The sequence below is a fragment of the Bradyrhizobium guangdongense genome, assembly GCF_006483445.1.
Taxonomy (GTDB): domain Bacteria; phylum Pseudomonadota; class Alphaproteobacteria; order Rhizobiales; family Xanthobacteraceae; genus Bradyrhizobium; species Bradyrhizobium guangdongense_A.
The window spans coordinates 14,555-33,927 of the sequence record NZ_PPPT01000146.1; the positions used below are offsets into that span (position 1 = coordinate 14,555).

Annotated in this window: 19 protein-coding genes; 4 read left to right on the plus strand and 15 right to left on the minus strand. The window is 63.7% G+C overall.

The genetic code is table 11. The features are described 5' to 3' along the window. Nucleotides 1–188: 188 nt before the first annotated feature. The 6 genes from C2U70_RS20725 to C2U70_RS20750 form a co-directional block, all read right to left on the minus strand. Entirely contained in the window at nt 189–824 is a 636-nt protein-coding gene (locus C2U70_RS20725) for a GIY-YIG nuclease family protein (protein WP_140980273.1), read from the minus strand. Between the two features lie 302 nt (nt 825–1,126). After that, a complete protein-coding gene (locus C2U70_RS20730; protein ID WP_140980274.1) occupies nt 1,127–1,825 on the minus strand; it encodes a hypothetical protein in 699 nt (232 codons plus the stop codon). 94 nt (nt 1,826–1,919) lie between these two features. Next, on the minus strand, nt 1,920–3,203 hold the full coding sequence (locus tag C2U70_RS20735; protein ID WP_140980275.1) for a site-specific integrase: 1,284 nt from the start codon (nt 3,201–3,203) through the stop codon (nt 1,920–1,922). Between the two features lie 255 nt (nt 3,204–3,458). Next, on the minus strand, nt 3,459–4,400 hold the full coding sequence (locus tag C2U70_RS20740; RefSeq protein ID WP_140980276.1) for a sensor domain-containing diguanylate cyclase: 942 nt from the start codon (nt 4,398–4,400) through the stop codon (nt 3,459–3,461). 77 nt (nt 4,401–4,477) lie between these two features. Further along, the gene (locus C2U70_RS20745; protein ID WP_140980277.1) at nt 4,478–4,876 is read right to left on the minus strand and encodes a VOC family protein; all 399 of its coding nucleotides are present in this window, start codon (nt 4,874–4,876) and stop codon (nt 4,478–4,480) included. A gap of 36 nt (nt 4,877–4,912) precedes the next feature. After that, the gene (locus C2U70_RS20750) at nt 4,913–5,935 is read right to left on the minus strand and encodes an LLM class flavin-dependent oxidoreductase (protein WP_140980278.1); all 1,023 of its coding nucleotides are present in this window, start codon (nt 5,933–5,935) and stop codon (nt 4,913–4,915) included. Between the two features lie 203 nt (nt 5,936–6,138). On the opposite strand from C2U70_RS20750, the gene C2U70_RS20755 reads away from it, so the two are divergent. After that, nucleotides 6,139–6,432, plus strand: a complete 294-nt coding sequence (locus tag C2U70_RS20755; RefSeq protein ID WP_140980279.1) for a DUF718 domain-containing protein — start codon at nt 6,139–6,141, stop codon at nt 6,430–6,432. A gap of 21 nt (nt 6,433–6,453) precedes the next feature. Here C2U70_RS20755 and C2U70_RS20760 read toward each other — a convergent pair whose 3' ends face one another. Then, nucleotides 6,454–8,475, minus strand: a complete 2,022-nt coding sequence (locus C2U70_RS20760) for a YgiQ family radical SAM protein (protein WP_140980280.1) — start codon at nt 8,473–8,475, stop codon at nt 6,454–6,456. A gap of 297 nt (nt 8,476–8,772) precedes the next feature. Here C2U70_RS20760 and C2U70_RS20765 point away from each other — a divergent pair, with 297 nt between their 5' ends. Then, nucleotides 8,773–9,717, plus strand: a complete 945-nt coding sequence (locus tag C2U70_RS20765; protein ID WP_140980281.1) for a DMT family transporter — start codon at nt 8,773–8,775, stop codon at nt 9,715–9,717. A gap of 10 nt (nt 9,718–9,727) precedes the next feature. Here C2U70_RS20765 and C2U70_RS20770 read toward each other — a convergent pair whose 3' ends face one another. From C2U70_RS20770 to C2U70_RS20780, 3 genes are read right to left on the minus strand one after another with little or no spacing between them, the layout of a single operon-like run. Further along, a complete protein-coding gene (locus C2U70_RS20770) occupies nt 9,728–10,018 on the minus strand; it encodes a DUF1330 domain-containing protein (RefSeq protein ID WP_140980282.1) in 291 nt (96 codons plus the stop codon). A gap of 56 nt (nt 10,019–10,074) precedes the next feature. Then, a complete protein-coding gene (locus tag C2U70_RS20775) occupies nt 10,075–10,473 on the minus strand; it encodes a helix-turn-helix domain-containing protein (protein WP_140980283.1) in 399 nt (132 codons plus the stop codon). Further along, nucleotides 10,458–10,769 (minus strand): type II toxin-antitoxin system HigB family toxin, encoded by a 312-nt coding sequence (locus tag C2U70_RS20780; protein ID WP_140980284.1) that lies wholly within the window; start codon nt 10,767–10,769, stop codon nt 10,458–10,460. The genes C2U70_RS20775 and C2U70_RS20780 overlap by 16 nt, the downstream gene beginning before the upstream one ends. Before the next feature lie 147 nt (nt 10,770–10,916). Here C2U70_RS20780 and C2U70_RS20785 point away from each other — a divergent pair, with 147 nt between their 5' ends. Next, on the plus strand, nt 10,917–12,014 hold the full coding sequence (locus C2U70_RS20785; protein WP_140980285.1) for a hypothetical protein: 1,098 nt from the start codon (nt 10,917–10,919) through the stop codon (nt 12,012–12,014). A 15-nt stretch (nt 12,015–12,029) separates the two neighbouring features. Here the strand turns inward: C2U70_RS20785 and C2U70_RS33805 are convergent, their stop codons facing one another. The 5 genes from C2U70_RS33805 to C2U70_RS20810 form a co-directional block, all read right to left on the minus strand. Further along, entirely contained in the window at nt 12,030–12,944 is a 915-nt protein-coding gene (locus tag C2U70_RS33805) for a hypothetical protein (protein WP_349629576.1), read from the minus strand. A gap of 129 nt (nt 12,945–13,073) precedes the next feature. After that, nucleotides 13,074–14,276, minus strand: a complete 1,203-nt coding sequence (locus C2U70_RS20795) for a peptidase M15 (protein WP_433960694.1) — start codon at nt 14,274–14,276, stop codon at nt 13,074–13,076. A 203-nt stretch (nt 14,277–14,479) separates the two neighbouring features. Continuing rightward, nucleotides 14,480–15,475 (minus strand): ABC transporter substrate-binding protein, encoded by a 996-nt coding sequence (locus C2U70_RS20800; RefSeq protein WP_140980287.1) that lies wholly within the window; start codon nt 15,473–15,475, stop codon nt 14,480–14,482. An 86-nt stretch (nt 15,476–15,561) separates the two neighbouring features. Beyond that, on the minus strand, nt 15,562–16,509 hold the full coding sequence (locus C2U70_RS20805) for an AraC family transcriptional regulator (RefSeq protein ID WP_140980288.1): 948 nt from the start codon (nt 16,507–16,509) through the stop codon (nt 15,562–15,564). Nucleotides 16,510–16,602: 93 nt separating this feature from the next. Continuing rightward, entirely contained in the window at nt 16,603–18,576 is a 1,974-nt protein-coding gene (locus tag C2U70_RS20810; RefSeq protein WP_140980289.1) for a cache domain-containing protein, read from the minus strand. A gap of 291 nt (nt 18,577–18,867) precedes the next feature. Here C2U70_RS20810 and C2U70_RS20815 point away from each other — a divergent pair, with 291 nt between their 5' ends. Beyond that, entirely contained in the window at nt 18,868–19,110 is a 243-nt protein-coding gene (locus C2U70_RS20815; RefSeq protein ID WP_140980290.1) for a hypothetical protein, read from the plus strand. Nucleotides 19,111–19,373: the final 263 nt, after the last annotated feature.

Below are 19,373 nucleotides of genomic sequence, written 5' to 3' on the forward strand. Positions count from 1 at the left end.
GCGCACGACCAATCGTCTCTGATCCCGTCGAAGCGATTCGCTGGGAAGATGCGAACGAAGATTCGATCGGGCGGGCGTTGGGTCTTCGCTATCCTTACCAATCGATAATCTGGCTCTTTCGACCGAGCCAGTTCAACCGGGTGACCGACGGGAGGCAAGAAATTAATAGCCTTAAGGGGCGCTCTGGTTCAATCGTTGCTGTTGGTCGATTCGTCCTCTCGCCACTCCGACAAAGTCTTCCCTTCGAATTTCCAATAGTCAGGACCTGCGACGGCGGACCATGCGAAACCCTTCTCGTGCGCAATCTCCAATGCTGAACTAGATAGGCTATGTTCCTGTCCACGAAATTCAACCCACCGTTCACCTTTTACAACGCAAGTAATTTGGTCATCAAAAACGGATTGGAGAATGGCGCCCGGCGCTATTCCTACCTTGGCAAAGCTAAAGTTCGCCCTTCGTTTTTTGGCTTCACCTACAGCCTCCTTATCGCCGGGCTCTGTGAACAACTCAATTCCGGGTGTGACCTCGTTGATACATAGTAGCTCTACAATAGCCTTTGGCTTATCGGGTGACAGTCTAAAGAACTCACGACCAGATCGAACGCGGTGGTCACCGAAAGCTGTATGGATCGCGCGTTCTGCCTTGGCAGCATCAATCACCTCTGCCGCATAAAAGCATTCGAACGGAAGCGGCGTAGAAGTGTTATCGAGTTGTTTCACTCTTTGGGAGACGTCGCCGCTTGTAATGCCGATCTTCACTAGGCCCGGCATCGCTTCGTTTGTGAGTATATATATGATTTCCGCCAATTTCCGCCCCTCAGCCATGATGTTGCGGCTTCCCTACAAAGCTAGTAGACGGGCCCCTCGTTGACAACGCTAAGCTTTCTTCGTGTCGAGCATCTTTCTGCGCTTTTCCAAAGAGAGCGCAGTTAACCGCTGGCAAAGCGCAGGCGTGTTCAGTCGGCAATTCACCACAAGTGAACCGCTGAGACAATTCCTCCATTTGCCCCAGCCTCACCTGCCAAAATGAAAGCGGGAGTTCTTTCTTTCCCGGCGGGACCAGTCAGCACCACTGTTAGCTGGCGCTACGGTGGTTCGCTCCAAAGGGAGTTCTGGCAGAGACGTAACTATTTGCCGCGCTCTGCCATCTCCGGAGCGAGAGGCAATGAGGATTTGTCGGCGAACGGATCGCGCGCGTTATACCTGCTCCCGGACAGTAGCGTCTTAGTCCTCTGCCAGCATCCGGTCTTATCAAGAGTAAAGCCAAGCTTGCTGGCGTAGGGCAGGACGATTTCATTTCGAAGGGAGTCGGCGCACTGGATCGCTAACGTGGCATTATCTTCCGATGTCGCTTCGCCTCGATGCACGATCTTGTCCCTCTGCTTGTAGACCTTCTCGACGATTGTTCGCCACAATAGGCTTCCATTTGGCAGCTTGGTTTTTCCGAGATCGATGCCGTGAAAGGCGAGAATCTGAGGGAGGATTTCGCGGTCTCCGGCTGTACGGCCGGAGGCAACACGTTGAGTCAGGAGATTGGCCCATTCTTCAGAAAAGAATGCGGCTTGCACGAGGGGACGTAACAAGAGGAACCGGATCGTCAGCTCGATAGCAGTAACGGCTGAGACCGTGGCCGATTGAAAAAATCCCCCGGTGAGCAGCATCCGAGCCTCTCTCATGCAGTGTGAAATGCGCTCATCGACTGCGTCGCCATATGTACCGAGATAATTCCTTACGCCATCCTCCGAAATATTCTTGAGGGTGTTCTCGATGAATTCAGCTTGAGCAGCCTCTTCTTCATAGTAGGCCGCGTCATCCCATCCACCCATTTGGCGTTCTCCCGAAGAATGCAGGCACGAATGCGAACCGTAGCGCACCTCGGGACTAAGTGTGCAATAAGATTTTTGCGTCGGTGAATCTTTACTATTGTCGCTTTCCGGCTTTTCGGACGGGCTGCATTTTAGCTGGCCGGTTTCCATTAAACGCGGCGGCAATTCGTCCGGCGATTAGTTCAGAGGCGCGTCGAAGCGGGTCGTTGTCGAGATGTGCGTACCTTGCAGTGGTCGCCACCTGGGCGTGGCCGAGCAATTTGCCGATGATTGGTAGGCCGAGTCCGAAACCGGCACCGAAGCTTGCGTAGGTGTGGCGCAGATCATGCAAACGAACGCCAGTCAGTTTCGCCCGCTTTGTGACTGCATCCCAGGGGCGCTTCAGGTCGTGGCGAGGTTTCTCCGGATTGTCACCGGGCACCACGTAAGGGCCGACCTGCTCCAGCGCATTCAGTACCGCAAGAGCAGGCGCATTAAGGATGACCGTTTTCCGGCCACTTTTGCTGTCCGGTAGGAATAGGCAGCCGCGCTCGAAATCGACGTGCTCCCACCGCAGGTGGAGAATTTCCCGCAAGCGGCACCCGGTCAAAAGCAATAACCGCAGTGCCGCCGCCGCAGATGGCGCGATCCGGGTAAAGCGCTTTTCCTTGGCAACGTGCTTCGCAGTGGCCTTGGTTTCGTCCACCGTCCATGGAATGCCGTTGGTCTCGGCTTCACGGATCGCGGTGCCCAGCCGTTCCAGCTCTTCGCCGGTCAGGAAACGCTCTCGGCGGCCTTCCTTGAACTTGTCGATGGCCCGCCCCGGGTTTGTGCCCTCCGGTACGATGCCAGCACTGCCCGCGAAGGTGTACATGCTGCCGACCACCGCCAGCATGCGGTTGGCCTGGAACGGAGTGTCGGACAGCGAAGAATGGAGCTTACCAACCTGCAATCGGGTGAGCTTGTCGGCCTTCGTCGTGCCGACGGCAGGCTTCACAATGCGGTCCAGAATGTCCCGGTAGAACTCCGCCGTACCTGCCTTGCGCTTTGCTCGCACGTGCTCGGCCATAAAGCGATCAGACAATTCGGCCACTGTGGGCGTGCCGCGTTCGGTGGTCTTCTGGTTGGCTGGATCGTGGCCGTGGGCCACCGAGCCTAGAACGGCTTTTGCTCGCGCTCTGGCGCGTTCTGGAGTGATTTTGCTGACAGCTGCGATAGTGAAGCGCCGGACCGGTGCGCCGCGTCCCGCCCCAGCCCTATAGACGACCACGTAGGACTTTGCACCGGTGGGGCGGACGCGCACGCCGAAGCCCGTCACTGCGCTATCCCAAACTGTGAACTCCCTGACGCTGGACCGGAGACTGTCCACCGTCCGCTTTGTGATTCGTTGGTTTGGCATGGCTTGCTCTCTCCAGGGGCAACACCGGGGCAACACCGATTTGGAACTGCCGGAAATTTCCCGGTACAAGCCTAGGGGGAGAAACGCTTGTAAAAAGCAGCCATTTATCGATCAGGGAAAGTCAAGGAATGCCAAGGAATTACGTGTAATGAGACTACGAATCTGAGGGTCGGACGTTCGAATCGTTCCGGGCGCGCCATTCGCCACCAATCCGAACAAGACTGCGCTCGGTGCCGGCGATCCGCACAATCCGCCCTATGCGGCCCGGCTACACCCTTCGTCCCCGATCAGATGCACCCGATTGCGGCCGGCGGCTTTTGCGTCATAGAGCGCGATGTCGGCTTCGGCGAACAATTCGGCGATCCGCCGGCGATGCGGGCGGCCGATCAGGGCCGCGCCGATCGAGGCGCCGACCGCGATGCGAAGGCCGCTCCAGAATAGCGGACGGCTCAGCATCGTCACGGTGTGCTGCAGCACATGCGCTATGCGCGCTGGGTCTGTCGGCGCGCATAAAATGATCGCGAATTCGTCGCCGCCGAGCCGGCCGACCAGGCCGGCATTGTGGAAGGCCCGCCGCAGACGCTGCGCGACCTCGCACAGGCAAGCGTCTCCGGCCAGATGGCCGAGCTTGTCGTTCAACTCCTTGAAGCCATCGAGGTCGATCAGGACGAGCGCCGACGCAAAGCCGTGATTCAGGCTGTCGTTGACGACCTCGCGATAGCGGGCCTGGAAAATGGCGCGATTGGCGAGCCCGGTGAGCGGGTCGGTTTCGGCCTGCTGTCGCAGGCTCTCCATCGCCAGCCGGTCGGAGGTGACGTCCTGCTTGGAGCCGAATATTCGCATCGGCCGTCCGCCCTCGCGCACCGCGTTGATCGAGAGACGCATCCAGCGCTTGTCGCCGCGCCAGGTTCTGATCTCGGTGTCGAGCGTGACCGGGCGGCCGCTCCGGATCACCTCGGCACGCGCGAGCTCCATGTTGCGCCGGGATTCGTCGACGTAGAGATCGACGATGTCAGCGCGCCGCAGCGGGTTGCCGGTGGGATAGCCGAAGATGTCGTAGACGCCCTGCGTCCAGCTCAGGCGCTCCGTCTCGAGCTCGCATTCCCAGGCGCCGATGCGCGCGGCACTGAGGGCCTGATCATAGAGCCGTACGCGAACCTCGTCCGGCAAGGCCGAGGCGGCATGGTCTTGTCTCATCGACGGTCCCGGCAGCAATTTGTGAATTTGCCCAGTCACATAAGGACTAGGGCTGCAGCGTTAACGAACTCTTTATGTCAACCGCGCCTGTCGGACTGGATCAGGTCCCAGCGGTTGCCATAGAGATCCTCGAACACTGCCACGGTTCCATAAGTTTCCTGCCGCGGCGGTCGAACGAAGCGTACGCCGGCAGCGATCATGCGCGCATGGTCGCGCGCGAAGTCATCGGTTTCCAGGAACAGGAAGACGCGCCCGCCGGTCTGGTCGCCGATACGCGCCGTCTGCGCCGGACCGTCCGCCTTCGCCAGCAGCAGGCCGCAGCCGAGGCTGCCCGGCGGCCGCACCACCACCCAGCGCTTGCCGCCGCCGAGCGGCGTGTCCTCGCACAGCTCGAAATTCAGGACGCCGGTATAGAAGGCGATCGCTTCGTCATAGTCGGCGACCACGAGGCTGATGAGGGCGAGATGCTGTTTCATCGTGCAACTCCGCCGCGCCATTCACTGCAGCTTCCGTCACCGCCACCCCAGCGCCGGCGCCACATGTGTCAGGATCGCCTCGATCGCATGCGCGCAATAGTCCACGCCCAACTGGTTTGGCACGGTGAGCAGCAACGTGTCGGCCTCGGCAATGGCTTCGTCCTTGCGGAGCTGCTCGATCAGCGCATCCGGCTCGGCGGCATAGGAGCGGCCGAAGATCGCGCGGGTGCGCGGGTCGATGAAGCCGACCTGGTCTTCTTCCTCGCCGCCGCGGCCGAAATAGGCGCGGTCGCGATCGTCGATCAGCGCAAAGATGCTGCGGCTGACGGACACGCGGGGCGTGCGCGTGTGGCCGGCCTCCTTCCATGCGGCGCGATAGGCGCGGATTTGCGCGGCCTGCTGAATGTGAAAGGCCTCGCCGGTTTCGTCGTTCTTCAGCGTCGAGCTCTGCAGGTTCATGCCGAGCTGTGCCGCCCATACCGCCGTGGCGTTCGAGCCGGCGCCCCACCAGATGCGTTCGCGCAAGCCTTCCGAATGCGGCTCGAGACGCAGGCGCCCCGGCGGGTTCGGAAACATCGGCGCCGGATTGGGCTCGGCAAAACCTTCGCCGCGCAGAATGTCGAGGAAGACCTCGGCGTGGCGCCGGCCCATGTCGGCGTCGCTCTGGCCGTCCGCGGGTCGATAGCCAAAATAGCGCCAGCCATCGATCACCTGCTCGGGCGAGCCGCGGCTGATGCCGAGCTGCAGCCGTCCGCCGGCGATGAGATCGGCGCTGCCGGCATCCTCCGCCATGTAGAGCGGATTTTCGTAGCGCATGTCGATCACGGCGGTGCCGATCTCGATCTTGCTGGTCTTGGCGCCGACGGCGGCAAGCAGCGGAAAGGGCGAGGCGAGCTGGCGCGCAAAATGATGCACGCGATAGTACGCGCCGTCAGCGCCGAGCTGCTCGGCCGCAACCGCAAGCTCGATGGATTGCAGCAGCGTATCCGCGGCCGAGCGGGTCTGCGATTGCGGCGAGGGCGTCCAGTGCCCGAAGGAGAGAAATCCGATCTTTTTCATGGCGCATCTATGGAGGATCGGGCGGGATTAGTCTTCTGACATTTGGGCGAGGCGGCGCTGAAGCCCCGGGGCAAGCATGGTGATTTGTCACTTTGACGGCGACGCCTGCGAGGGCAACAATCGGCCGGGGCGTCCGTCTGGAATTTCGTCCAAGGCTTGAGCGGCGCCCGGTTTCATCCGTCCATTTTCAGGGGAGGCGCATCATGCAGGTTTATAATGTGGTCCGGTTCAAGGTGAAGGCGGGTGAAGAGGCGGCCTTCCTCGACGCGCACCGGGGCGGCAAGGCCAAATGGCCGGGCCTCGAACACGGCGTCATCATCAAGACCGGCGAGCAGAGTTTTTGCCTGATCGGCACCTGGACCAGCCAGGATGCGATGGTCGCGGCGCGCCCCGCGATGATCAAGACCCTCGACAGCTTCAGGGCCGTGCTCGAGGACCAGGGCAACGGACGCGGCGTGACGGATGCCGTGTCGGGCGCGGTCGTGCTCGATCTCTGACCGCGACGTCGCAGCGCGGCCCTACTTCATCACCCGCAGGCCTTTGGTCGTGAAGCGCTGCGTCTTGCCGCCGGGGCGCAAGGGCCGTTTCGTGCCGGCGGCTTTTCCGGTGCCGGGCGGCTGGTGGGCGGGCACTAGCTGCTCCGGCCGCGATCCGATCAGGTCGCGGCGGCCCATCTGGATCAGCGCTTCGCGCAGCACCGGCCAATTATCGGGGTCGTGGTAGCGCAGGAACGCCTTGTGCAGGCGGCGCTGTCGCAGGCCCTTGATCGCCTCGACCTTGTCGCTGCCGCCGTGCCGCACGCCGCGCAAGGGATTGACGCCGGTGTGATACATCGCCGTTGCGGTCGCCATCGGTGACGGCAGGAAGGTCTGCACCTGGTCGGCGCGGTAGCGGTTCTTCTTCAGCCACAGCGCGAGGTTCATCATGTCCTCGTCCGTCGTGCCCGGATGCGCCGCGATGAAATAGGGGATGAGGTAATATTTCTTGCCGGCCTGCTCGGCCGCGTCATCGAACATCCGCTTGAACTTGTCGTAAGCGCCGATGCCCGGCTTCATCATCTTGTCGAGCGGACCGCGCTCGGTATGCTCCGGCGCGATCTTCAAATAGCCGCCGACGTGATGGGTGACGAGCTCCTTGATGTATTCGGGGCTCTCCACCGCGAGGTCGTAGCGCACGCCGGAGGCGACCATCACCTTCTTGATGCCCTTGGTCTCGCGCACCTTGCGATAGAGCCGGATCAAATCGTCGTGCGAGGTGTTGAGGTTCGGGCAGATCTCCGGGAAGACGCAGGACGGCCTGCGGCACGCAGCCTCGACCTTCGGATCCTTGCACGCCATGCGGTACATGTTGGCAGTGGGGCCGCCGATGTCTGAGATCACGCCGGTAAAGCCCGGCGTCTTGTCCCTAATGCGCTCGATCTCGCGCAGGATCGAACCCTCCGAACGGTTCTGGATGATGCGGCCCTCATGCTCGGTGATCGAGCAGAAGGTGCAGCCGCCAAAGCAGCCGCGCATGATCGTCACCGAGAATTTGATCATCTCCCAGGCGGGAATCCTGGCATCGCCGTAAGACGGATGCGGCGCGCGCGCGTAAGGCAGGTCGTAGACCGCGTCCATTTCCTCTGTCGTCAGCGGGATCGGCGGCGGGTTGAGCCAGAGGTCGCGGTCGCCATGGCGCTGCACCAGCGGCCGCGCATTGCCGGGATTGCTCTCCCGGTGCAGCACGCGCGAGGCGCGCGCATAGGCTTCCTTGTCCTGCTCGACCTGCTCCAGCGCCGGCAGGCGGATCACCGTGTTGCCGCGTTGGCGCGCCGCGCCCTCGTCGGCGGAGTCGAGATCGTCGGCATGCAGCTCGGCATAGTCCTCGGGCACGCGGCGGAACAGCGCGACGCCCCTGATGTCGTCGAGGCTGCGCGGAGCATCGCCGGCAGCGAGCCGATGCGCCACCTCGACGACGGCACGCTCGGCATTGCCGTAGAGCAAAAGGTCGGCCTTGGCATCGGCGAGGATCGAGCGACGCACCTTGTCGGACCAATAGTCGAAATGCGCGATACGCCGCAGCGAGGCCTCGATGCCGCCGAGCACGACAGGCACGTCCTTGAACGCCTCGCGGCAGCGTTGCGCATAGACGATGGTGCAGCGGTCCGGCCGCTTGCCGCCTTCGCCGCCGGCCGTATAGGCGTCGTCGCTGCGGATGCGCCGGTCCGCGGTGTAGCGATTGACCATGGAGTCCATGTTGCCGCCGGTGACGCCGAAGAACACTTTTGGCTTGCCGAGCGCCTTGAACGGCTCGGCCGAGTGCCAGTCCGGCTGCGCGATGATGCCGACGCGGAATCCCTGCGCCTCCAGCAGCCGGCCGATGATCGCCATGCCAAAGCTGGGATGATCGACATAGGCATCGCCGGTCACCAGCACGATGTCGCAGGCATCCCAGCCGAGCGCATCCATCTCGGCGCGGCTCATGGGCAGGAACGGGGCCGGTTTGTGCGGCCGCGCCTGGGCCATCAGGGGCTTGTCGGCGGCGATGATCTGGATGTTCATGGGCCTACGCATAGGACTCCGGGCCGGCGAATACAACCGACGGACGCGTGAAAGATCGCGGTTCCCGGCATGGCGGCCGTAGTCCTACGCCCCGCCGTGCCCGGCTGCAGCGCGCGGCTCCACGGACCGTTCAGTGCCGCCTCGATCCAGACTTTTCGCAAGGCGAGACCTCCCTTGGAGCCGCGAAGATGAGCAGCACCTTCGCGTGAGGCCAGCGGTCAGCATTGCAATCGGCACAGGCGCCCACGGGGCGCCTGTCGGTTCTCGTCGCGGCACGGCTGGGCTATCGCTTATGCCATGGACAAGCTGACGTCAGACCGGCGCGAAGGCGCGACATCAGGCGCAAAATCTGCCCTCGAGGGCCGGTACATCGCGATCGCGCTGGCCGGCTTCGTCTTGGTCGCCACGGCGCAGGCCTCGAACCAGATCCTCGCGCGTGGGCTCGCCGGCTCGGTGCCGCCCTTCGCACTGGCCTTCTTCCGCTGGGGCATCATCGCCGCCGGGCTCTTTCCACTCGCGCTCGCCGAGATCCGCGACGGCCGCATTCCGCTAGCAAAGGATTTTTGGCCGATCCTCGCCGCCGGCTTCATGGGCATGTTCCTTTGCGGCGGTCCGGTCTATGTCGCGGGCATCTCGACATCAGCGATCCACATCGCGCTGATCATGGGGCTGTCGCCGATCACCGTGCTGCTGATCTCCGCCTGCCTCGGCATCGAGCGGATCGGCCCGCTGCAATGGCTCGGCACTGGCCTCGCGCTTGCGGGCGCGCTGCTCATCATTTCGGGTGGCCACTGGCAGGCGCTGTTCGACACGACCACCGCCGCCGGTGACGGCCTCGTCGTGGTCGCGATGCTCGGCTGGTCCGGCTACACGCTGCTGCAATCGCGCGTCGCGCCGCGGGCCTCGCTGTTGGCGCGCATCAGCCTGTTCGCGGCCGCCGGCTCGCTCTGCTCGCTGCCGCAGGCGGCCTGGGAGATGTGGACCCAGCCCGCGCAGGTCTTCAGCGCCAAGGCGCTCGCGGCCTATCTCTTTGCGGGCCTCGTGCCGGGCCTTTTCGCCTATGGCGGCTTTGCCTGGCTCGGCGGCAGGTTCGGCTCGGTGCGAACTTCGCTCGTCCTCTATATCGGACCGATCGCGAGCGCGCTGCTGTCGTTCGTCATCCTCGGCGAGCCGCCCACCGCGATGCATTTCGTCGGCGGATTGCTGATCCTCGGCGGCGTCTGGGCGAGCCTGCGTAAGTAGAGTTGCGACCTCAGGCCGCTTCCACGATCCTGATGTCGCGTTCGGCGCCGTCGCCGAGCACATCATGCGCCGCCTGATAGGCCGGGCTCGCATAGGCTGCCTTCGCGGCTTCCACACTGTCGAACTCGATGAGGACGACGCGTTCCATCAGGCCAAGCTCGAAAGCCGCAGCGGGGTTGCCACGGGCGAGCACGCGACCGCCGGCCGCCTCGATCGCGGGTCGCGACAGTTTTGCATACGCCGCCATCGCGTCGGGATTCTTGATCGAGCGATAGGTTGCGACCCAATATGCCTTGGCCATGTGTTTCCTCGGTACGGTTGTCTCATCAGATGTTAGTCGGCGTTTGCATCGTCGGCTCAAGCAGCGGACCGCCGTCCGCGCCTTTGCGGCGGAGCGATCAGCGCTTCGGCGGGGATCCCCCATTCGCGGTGCAGCCGCCAAGCCATTCTCATCGTGAGTGAACGCTTTCGCGTCAGGATGTCGGAGGCGCGCTGACGCGATCCGAGCAGACGACCGAGGTCCGCCTGGGTGTATCCCCCGGTCTCCATGCGGTATCGGATTGCGTCGATCGTGTTGGGCGGATCGATGGGCCAGTGCTTGCGCTCGTAATCCTCGATGACGAGCGCGAGAAGATCGAAGCGATCGCCGTCCGGCGTGCCCGGCTTCGGCTCGTTCTCGAAATAGCGCTCGATCTCGTCGAGCGCAGCACCGTAGTCGCTTTCGGAGCGAAGCGGGCGGATCACTTTCTTGGCCATGTCACGGTCTCCGGATCGATGCGGTCGTATTCGGCGTGCGTGCCGATGAACTTCACCAGCAGGCGCCCGAAGGCGAATGACACATGGACGACCAATCGATACTTGTTGCCGCCGAGATCGAAGATCACCCGATTGTCACCCGCGAAATCGACCGTATTGCCGAACTGCCGCTTGATCTCGGCAGGCCCCTTCCAGCGCGCCCGGGCCGCGACGGCAATCCAGGCGCGGATCGGTCCCTCGGCGCGCGGGTGACGCGCCCAAAACTCCTTCAGGGTCCGAAGGGCGATCACCTGCATGTCGGATTCATACCATGTCACCATTTTGGTGACAACCGGATCCAGACGGGTTGCCGAGGAAACATTTGGAGCAGCGCGGGTTCGCCGCTTCCGGTCAGTGGCCTTGATGGTTACGATGGTCCGAGCACTGCAGACAGGCCTGAAGACATGAGAACCAGACGCCGTATCGTCGCCGTGAAGGCGGCTCTTGCAATCGGGATCGTCCTTGCAGCACCGAGCGCGCTCTTTCCGACGTTGGCCCAGTCCCTCACACCGCAGGCGTCCGAGGCACGCGCTGCCTATGATCGCGCGTTGAGCACCTTCAAATCGATCCTCACTGAGCGCCGCCGCCAGATCGATGCCAGGGAACCGCTGCCGAACCTGCCGGGGCAGGCACTGTACCTGGCCCGCGTCGGCGTCATGAGCACCTACAAGGATCTCACCGACGCGCTGCCGTCAAAAATCGGGCGGCCCAACAAGTTCGAGATTCCGCCGGCCTATTTCGATGCCGACAACGAGCCGCTGCTCGACGAGTACCGAAAACTGTTCGACGTGATGGAGCGACCGCCCGCCTTTGCGCAGGCATCGCCCACGCCGTTTAGGGATGTCGTCGATCTCGGCACGGCGATCGCGCGTGCAAAGGGCCTCGATGCGAAGGACGCCGAGGCTGCCGGCCGTATCAGCTTGGGGATGTTCTTCGCCGAGACCAACGGTAATCAGAACGTCGGCAACGGGCGCTCGAATTCCTACAAGGGCAGTTACCAGACCGGCCCGGCCGAGGATCGCAACGGCCACAAGCGCTGGGCCGCGATCAAGGACAAGGTCGCCGCGCTCGATCCGCAGATCATCGCGCGCGATACCAAGGAAGAGGCGCGTGCCGCCGGCATCGATCAGCGCTACAATCACTGGACCGCTGTCCGGAACGGCCTGATGAACGCCCATGCCGAGCTGTTCGTGCAGATCCCGGCGATCGCAAAAATGCTGCCGGACCCGATCGACCAGATGAAGGTGTTCGAGCTAATCCAGATCGTCCCGGCGCCGACACGGGCAGCGCTGCGATCGGGCAATTTTCTTCAGACCCGGGTGTCCGATCCGACCATCATGAAATATCTGCGCAACAACAGCGTGTTCGCCTTCGGGCAAGCCGACCGCGCGCGGACATCGGCGACGTTCCGCGAGATCATGGATGCGATGTTTCTGTTCAACATCAAGTTCGAGCGCGCGCTGGCCGAGTTCGAGGTGCTCAAGGGACGCGGCCGTCCGTGAAAGGACGGCCGTCGTTTACCAGGCGAACTGCATCAGCAAGGGAAGCGCAATCCCCATGGCGCGCTCGATGTCGCCGTAGTCGCCGCGGTAATTTCTTCCGCTGGCCGTCTGGCGGTGCCTTGGTTTCTGCTGCGCCTGTCTTTCGGGCTTGCCGCTGGAGGCGAGCTTTGCATCGGCAGGCCTTGCTTCAACAGGCCTTGCTTCAACCGGTGCTGCGATCGCCGGTCTCTGTTCGGCAGGCGCTGCCTGAACGGGCTTCGCCGGAATCACGGAAGGCCGCTCGACAAAAGTCGGCGTGACCGGCGCTTGCTCGGCGGGCGCTGCTTGCACGGGGTTCGTCACGGCCGCAGCCGGCTGCTCGAGAGCTCGCGCAGCGACGGACTTGTGTTCGATGGGTGCGGACTGTGCGGGCTTTACCTCGGTCACGGCGGCGGACTCAGGTGACGCGACAGCCGGCCCTGGTTCGACGGATGGTGTCTGAACAGCCTTCGTCTCCGTCACAGCAGGCGGCGCCGGGGGCGGGGCCCTTGTCTCCGTCACGACAGGCGGCACCACCGGCGATGCCGGGGCCGGCTTCTTCTGTGCGACGGGCGCAGCCTGAACAGGCTTTGCCGCGACCGGCGCTTGCGGTTTCGCGGCGACTGCAGGGGCCGGTCTATGCTCGGCAGGCGCGGGCTGCACGGGTCTTGCTCTGGCAGACGTGCCGTCTTCCTCATCCATCACGGCGCGGCATCCCGCGCTGAGACTGGCCTTGTTCCGCCGCATGCACGCGGCGATCCTGGAAATGTTCGGGATTTCCGAGCTGCAGAGCCGGAAAGCATCGCCGGTGCACATGTCGCGCGCCCGGGCGCTGTAGGCAAGGCTCGGCGAGCTCGCGACGTTTGTGACGGACAGCGCGACCCCAAGGGTCAGGCCGATCTTGCCGAGCATGCTGATGCGGGTCGCAGTCATGGGAGCGTCCCTCGTTCGATGGCGAAACTGGCAATATCTGCGCCATCGCGTGGGAACGGACTGTGATCTAGCGCACATTCGAAAATCTGCGCGCCGCGCTTGAGTCCGTCAGCTCGTCTTCACCTTCGACAGCCCCGCCGCCCGCGCCGGCTTCACCGGTGCGCGATGCTCCCGCGCTGTCACGCGCTTCACCTTCTTCACCTCGGTGGTGGCCTGCGCGGCCTTGGCGCCGCCGCGACGGGAGGCGTATTCCTGGCCGTCGATCGGGCCGACATGCGGCGGATCGCGATCGAGATAGGGACGGCCGATGCCATAGGTCTTGCCGTTGGCGTCGACCCACTTCCAGAGCTTTTCGGTGGACACCCAGCGCTGCGCGCGGTTCTTGCCGTCGACGCTGACGATGTCGGCCGCAAGCCCGTGGCCGTAACCGCCGCGCAGGCTGCCGCCGTGGTAGGAGCGGTTGCTCGCCGCCTTCAGGCCGCTTGCGATCGACTGCCGGTAATCGTCACGGAACGCGCTGGTGATGCCCGGCGACAGGCCGGCTGCCTCCGCCGCATGCAGCGCATGGAACAGCTTGAGCTTGAAGCTGCGGTCCATGCCGCCGATCACATAGTCCATCATCGACATGCCGGAGCGGTCGGCCGCCTTCGGATCCTTCCAGGTAAAATCCTGGTCGACGAGTTTTGTGAAGGTGCGCGTGACCATCACGGTCTTGCCCTTGCGCTTGACCGCCACCTTGCGCTGGTCGCGCTCCTTGATGGTGTCTTCCTTGGGCGTGCGCTGATAGAGCGCCCACAGATAACGATCGATGCAGGGCTCGACGACGAGGCATTCGTCGACGATCTCGAGCGCTGCCGTCGTCGTCACGGCGTCCTTGGGGTCAGTCGCCTCCTGCTCCGGCGCGGTCGCAACGTCGGTCTGCACGGCAGGCGTTTCAGGCAGAAGCATCTCCGACGGGTTCGCGAGCGCGACCTGCACGGGCATGGCGTCGGGCGGCGGGATCTCGGACGGAGGTGCCAGCGCGACCTGCAAGACGGGTGCGTCGGCCGGCAGCATTTCGAAGGAGGCGATGTCCTCGACAATAACGGGAGCTGCCTTGACGACAGCGCGCGGGTTGGCGGCGATCACGTTCGTGGCCGAGACGTTCGCCATCGCCATCTCGATCAGGCGGCTGTGGCGATTGCCCGCTATGGCGGTGTCGGTCTCGGTCCCGTTTGTATTGAAGGTCCCGATCCAGCCGACGACGCAGGCTCCGAGGACAGCGGTCCGACCGAGGGCAACCGGGACCAGCGAAAGGCGCTGCGCGTTCATCATCTGGGCCTCCGAGGGCTCCCGGGGGAGCCTTGTTCACTTAGCCAAGCATGCGGACAGGGCTGATTGTTCGAAGGCAGATGTGGCGGTGCAATGGCGCAATTGGCCGTGCGAGGGGCTTTTCCGGGAACTGTGGCTTGCGGGCAACGTCCCAAAGTGAGGCAAAAGCCGTGCGATTTGCCGGGGTTCGCCCGTACGAGAGATCACTCGATCACATCGTCGGCCACCAGCAGGAAGGCGCGGGAAACGGTCAGGCCCAGCTCGCGTGCCGTCTTGAGGTTGATCACCAGCTCGAACTTGATCGGCTGCTCGACCGGCAGCTCCGCCGGTTTTGCCCCTTTCAATATCCTGTCCGCATGCGCGGCCGTCTGCCGCGCGAGATCGGACTGGTTCGCGCCATAGGCCATGAGGCCGCCAAAATCGGCGAACTCGCGGGCCGCGCCCATCGCCGGCAAGCCGTTGCTCGCCGCAATGCCGGCAATGCGCCTGTATTCGCCGAACAGCATCGGGCTCGGCATCACGATGAGTGCCTGGGCATGCGCGCTCGTCATCGCCTCGAACGCACCGGCGATTTGATCGGGGTTCGCTGCCGGCACCAGTTGAAGCTGCAATCCCAGCGTCCGGGCCGCCGTTTCCATCTCGCTCCGGATACCCGCCATGGTGCGCTCGCTATAAGCGTTGGGGTGCAGCAGCGCCGCGACGCGGGAAAGGCCGGGCACGACCTCCTTTAACAATTGAAGACGTTTGGCGACCAGCTCCGGTCCGAGGAACGTCGTGCCGGTCACGTTGCCGCCCGGTCGTGCCAGGCTCGCCACCAACTCGTCGGCAACCGGGTCGGCCATGCCGATCGCCAGGATGGGAATCGTGCTCGTTGCCTGGCGCGCTGGTCGTGCCGCGGTCGTGCTGATCGTGACGATGATCTCAGGCTTGCGTGCGGCCAGCTCGACCGAGAGCTCGCGGAGCCGGTCGGAATTTCCGTTGGCAAACTGGCGCTCCACGACGAGGTTCTTTCCCTCCATGTAGCCAAGCTCGCTCAGCCCCTTCAGGAAGGCGTTGACCATGTTGAAGGTGGGATCGGCAGGCTCGGCGCGGCCCGGCGACAGGATGCCGATCCGGCGCGGGGCGTCCTGACGCTGCGCGTAGACTGGCCGCATCGCGGCTGCGAGCAACAGACCGGCCGTGAATTCCCGCCGCCTCATGCGCAACGCCCCAGGCCGCCTCGGCCAGACGGGACCGTAGCAGGTTGCGGCGCCGTGGCGCGTGGAAATTGGCTCGCGGCGCGATATTACGCCAACAGGCGCCGCGCGCCGGCGAGCGTCTGCGACGGCAGCTCGCCCAGTGTGTCGCGATAGAACCGCGAGAAATCGCCCATGTGCCAGAAGCCGTGGGCGAGCGCGCTCGCCTTGACCGTCAGGCCCGGCGCTCCCTGGCGTAGCTGGCGGCGAACCGCCCAGAGTCGCCTGAGCTGGCTGTAGCGGTGCGGGCTCGACCCGCACACGGCGTGAACGGCCGTGTGCATCGTGCGCACGGAAATGCCGAGTTCGTCGGCCAGCGCATCGCAGTTCACGTCAGAGACCCGATTCGTGTTCGTCGCATCGTCGATGCGATCCACGATGTCCTTGTACCGTGAACGCGCGCCGGCGCGGTCGGCCCGGCCGACGCACATTGCGTCGTCGAAACACGAGAACAGCGTCGCCTGCATCGTCTCCAGCAAACCTTCCGTGCGCATCGCCTCGGATTGATGCGCCGCGGTTTCGAGGATGCCGCGGATCAGCGCCTGCAATCCGGCCAGCTTGTGGTCCGGCAGCCGAAGCAGGACGTGCCCCTGCTCGAAGCCGAGCCATCGCGCGTGCAGCGCCTCGGGACGGATCGACAGGATGGCGACGAGGCGACCTTCCGGCTCGTAGACGGTGCAGTCGACGTTTCCCTTCAACACGATCAGTGACTGGCCGACGTCCATGCCGTTGATCCGCGCCGAGCTGATCTCGTTCATCGGGACGACGATGACGAGCCGCCCGGACAGATCGTAGCCGTTGATGATGCGCGGAAACGTCCTGACCAAGGACAGCGAGCACGACTGTAGCGCGAGGCTCGCGCGCAGCACTGCGAAACGGCCGGCCTTGAGCGGAATGCTCTCCGCACAGGCATAGCGCTCGCTCTCGCGGAAATGATCGATATCGGCGTATTGGAGCACGTCCAGGGCGGACGAGGGGGAAAGCGTCTTGAACAGCATGACCAGACCGAAAGTATGACGGTCATCATCTACCGCAATGGTTAACCTGCGGTTAATACGGGAAGAAGTGGTATTCTACTGCCTTGCTCCGGTTCAGGCGGCCTGAAGCAACGCTGTGAGCGCGCTCTTCTCGGCCCCGGCCAGCGCGAACCTCACCAGTGCCGATTGCTCGTCGATGCGCGCGATGGTGCCAGCGAGTTCGAGCGACATGCCCTCGATCCGCAGTTGCACCTGTGTGTCGATCGGCCAGCTCACGGGGACATCGTCGATCCGTGCGCCGCCGCTCGAGATGTCGCGGACCGTGACGCCGAAAGGTGTGCCGGCCACCACGAGCGTGCCGCGGCGGCCGATATCGCGCCGCGCCGCAACACGGCGATCGACGTCGGACGTCGAGGTCCGGATGACGCGGACCAGCGTGGTCCGGAGGTCGTCGACTTTCCTCGCAATATCGACGGAGCCGTCGCGGATCTCGGAGGCGCGGCGTCCGGTTTCCACCGCCTCGCGCGAGACCGAAGCGATCTGGGCCGCCACCTCGCGGGCGGCAAGCGAGGTCTCCTCGACGGTGCGGGAGATTTCCAGCGTCGTGGCGTTCTGCTCCTCGATTGCGTCGGCGATGGCGGTGGATACCGACTCCACATTGCGGATCACTTCGCCGATCGCACTGATCGACTGCACGGAGGCGCGGGTCGATTCCTGAATTTCGGAGATCTGCTGCGAGATTTCGCTGGTCGCCTTCGCGGTCTGCTCGGCCAGCGACTTCACCTCGGATGCGACCACGGCAAAGCCGCGCCCGGCTGCGCCGGCGCGGGCCGCCTCGATTGTGGCGTTGAGCGCCAGCAAATTGGTCTGCTCGGCGATTTCGCTGATCAGGTTGGTGACGGTTCCGACCTTGCTGGCGGCTTCCGACAATTTTGCGATCGTCGATTGTGCTTCGGTGGAGGCGGTCACCGCCTGCCGCGTCAATTCACGTGACGACGAGACCTTCGTCGCGATCTCCGTGATCGACGCCGCCATCTGCGAGGATGCCTTCGCGACTGTCTGCGCGTTCGCAAGCGCCTCTTCGGCTGCGGCCGCGACGCTGCCCGAGTTCTGGCCGAGCGTCCGCGCCGTTTCGTTCATCGAGGTGGCGCTGTCGGCCATCCGGCTGGTGCCGTTCGCCACCTCGCCCACCGCGCTGTTGGTCTCCAGCTCCACGGTATCGGCCATTTCCTTGAGCGCGGCCGCCTTGATCTGCTCGACCTGCAGTCGCCGCTGTTCCTCGGCGGCGGCTTCTGCGCGCACCTTGTCCGCAGCCTTGATCTTGAATTGTGCGATCGAGCGCGCCATGTCGCCGATCTCGTCGGTGCGGTCGAGCCCGGGAAGTTCGACATCGAACTGTCCGGCGCCGAGCGCGATCAGGGCCGAGGTCATGGACGACAGCGCCGACGACATCCGCCGCGCGATCAGCAGCGTCACCGCGCCAAGCAGGACGATCACGCCGAGCGCCGCGATGATGACGTTCCGGGCGCTCGCCCAGACCTGCGCCTCGAGATCGTCGATATAGACGCCGCTGCCGATCACCCAGCCCCACGGTGCGAAGCCGGTCACGTAGGACAGCTTTGGCTGCGGCGCATCCTTGCCTGGTTTTGGCCAGTGATATTCGACGAACCCCGAGCCCTGGCGTCTGACCGTGTCGACGAATTCGATGAACAGGCGCTTGCCCGTTGGATCCTTATTGTCGCCGAGGTCCTGCCCGTTCAGTTCGGGCTTGATCGGATGCATGATCATGCGGGGCGCGAGGTCGTTGATCCAGAAATAGTCGCCATTGCCATAGCGCAGGCGGCCGATCTGCTCGGCCGCGCGCTGGCGAGCGGCCTCGTCAGAGGTCTTGTTGCGCTGCGCGCCGTCATGCTCGGTCTTGGCGATGCTGAGCGCCGATTGGACGAGATGGCTCAACTCGCTCTGGCGCTGCTCGCGCAACGACGTCGCGAGATTGTTGACCTGCACGATTGCGAGGCCAAGCAGTCCGCAGAAGCTCAGTCCGATGATGCCGTAGATGCGAAGCTTGATCGAGAAGCGCGGGCGCATGCGCAAGACTCCGTAGCACTGGGGATGTCGAGCGCTTCGCTGCCCGGCCAGAGCCCCGCGCGCTTCTGACGAGGACCCTAGAGCGACGTGGTAGCGGCGCTATTAAGCGGCGTATCGGAATTCGGAAGCTGGGCGAAATGTTGCCGACCTATCGAGGAAGGCTCATTCGAAGCGAATGTCGGCGACCGCAGGGAACGAACGCGGCTTTGCCAAATCCCGATAGGAAAATTATCTCGGCGTGCAACAGTGGAAAGTACGGTGGCGGTGCATTACAGGCCGGGGAATCATTCAATGCCCAACGTCATTTTCATGCCAAACGCAGTTTCGCGATCTCATCCCCACCAGGAACTGGTCATCGAAATCATTCCGTCCATCCTGCGCCAACTCGAAATGCGACTGGTGCAAGCCTCGGCTTTGGTCAGCAAATGTGCCGACGGAGACAAGAAGCGGGCGCTCCTTGCGGAGTCTGTCGCCATCTCCTCTCTCATCGTGCAGGCGCGAGAGAAGGCGGGAAGGCTGATATCTCGCTCCTAAGAGTATCGATCGGCAGTCACGGCTGGTGGCTCTGCGGGGTGCCCACGCGGCGGTATCCATGTGTTGACCTGGCTGCCGACTTCCAAATCTCGATAGACCAATCGACCAGACGTAAACGCTAGATCGCATGTTACTGCGTTTGCGTCCGGAAAATCAAAATCCTCTAACCATTTGCCATCCTCGCTCTGATACCTCTCGCGGAAGACCGCGATCGAACAGCCAGCGTCCGTTGCCTGACGTTTTGTTGGCCTGCGATCGCCAAC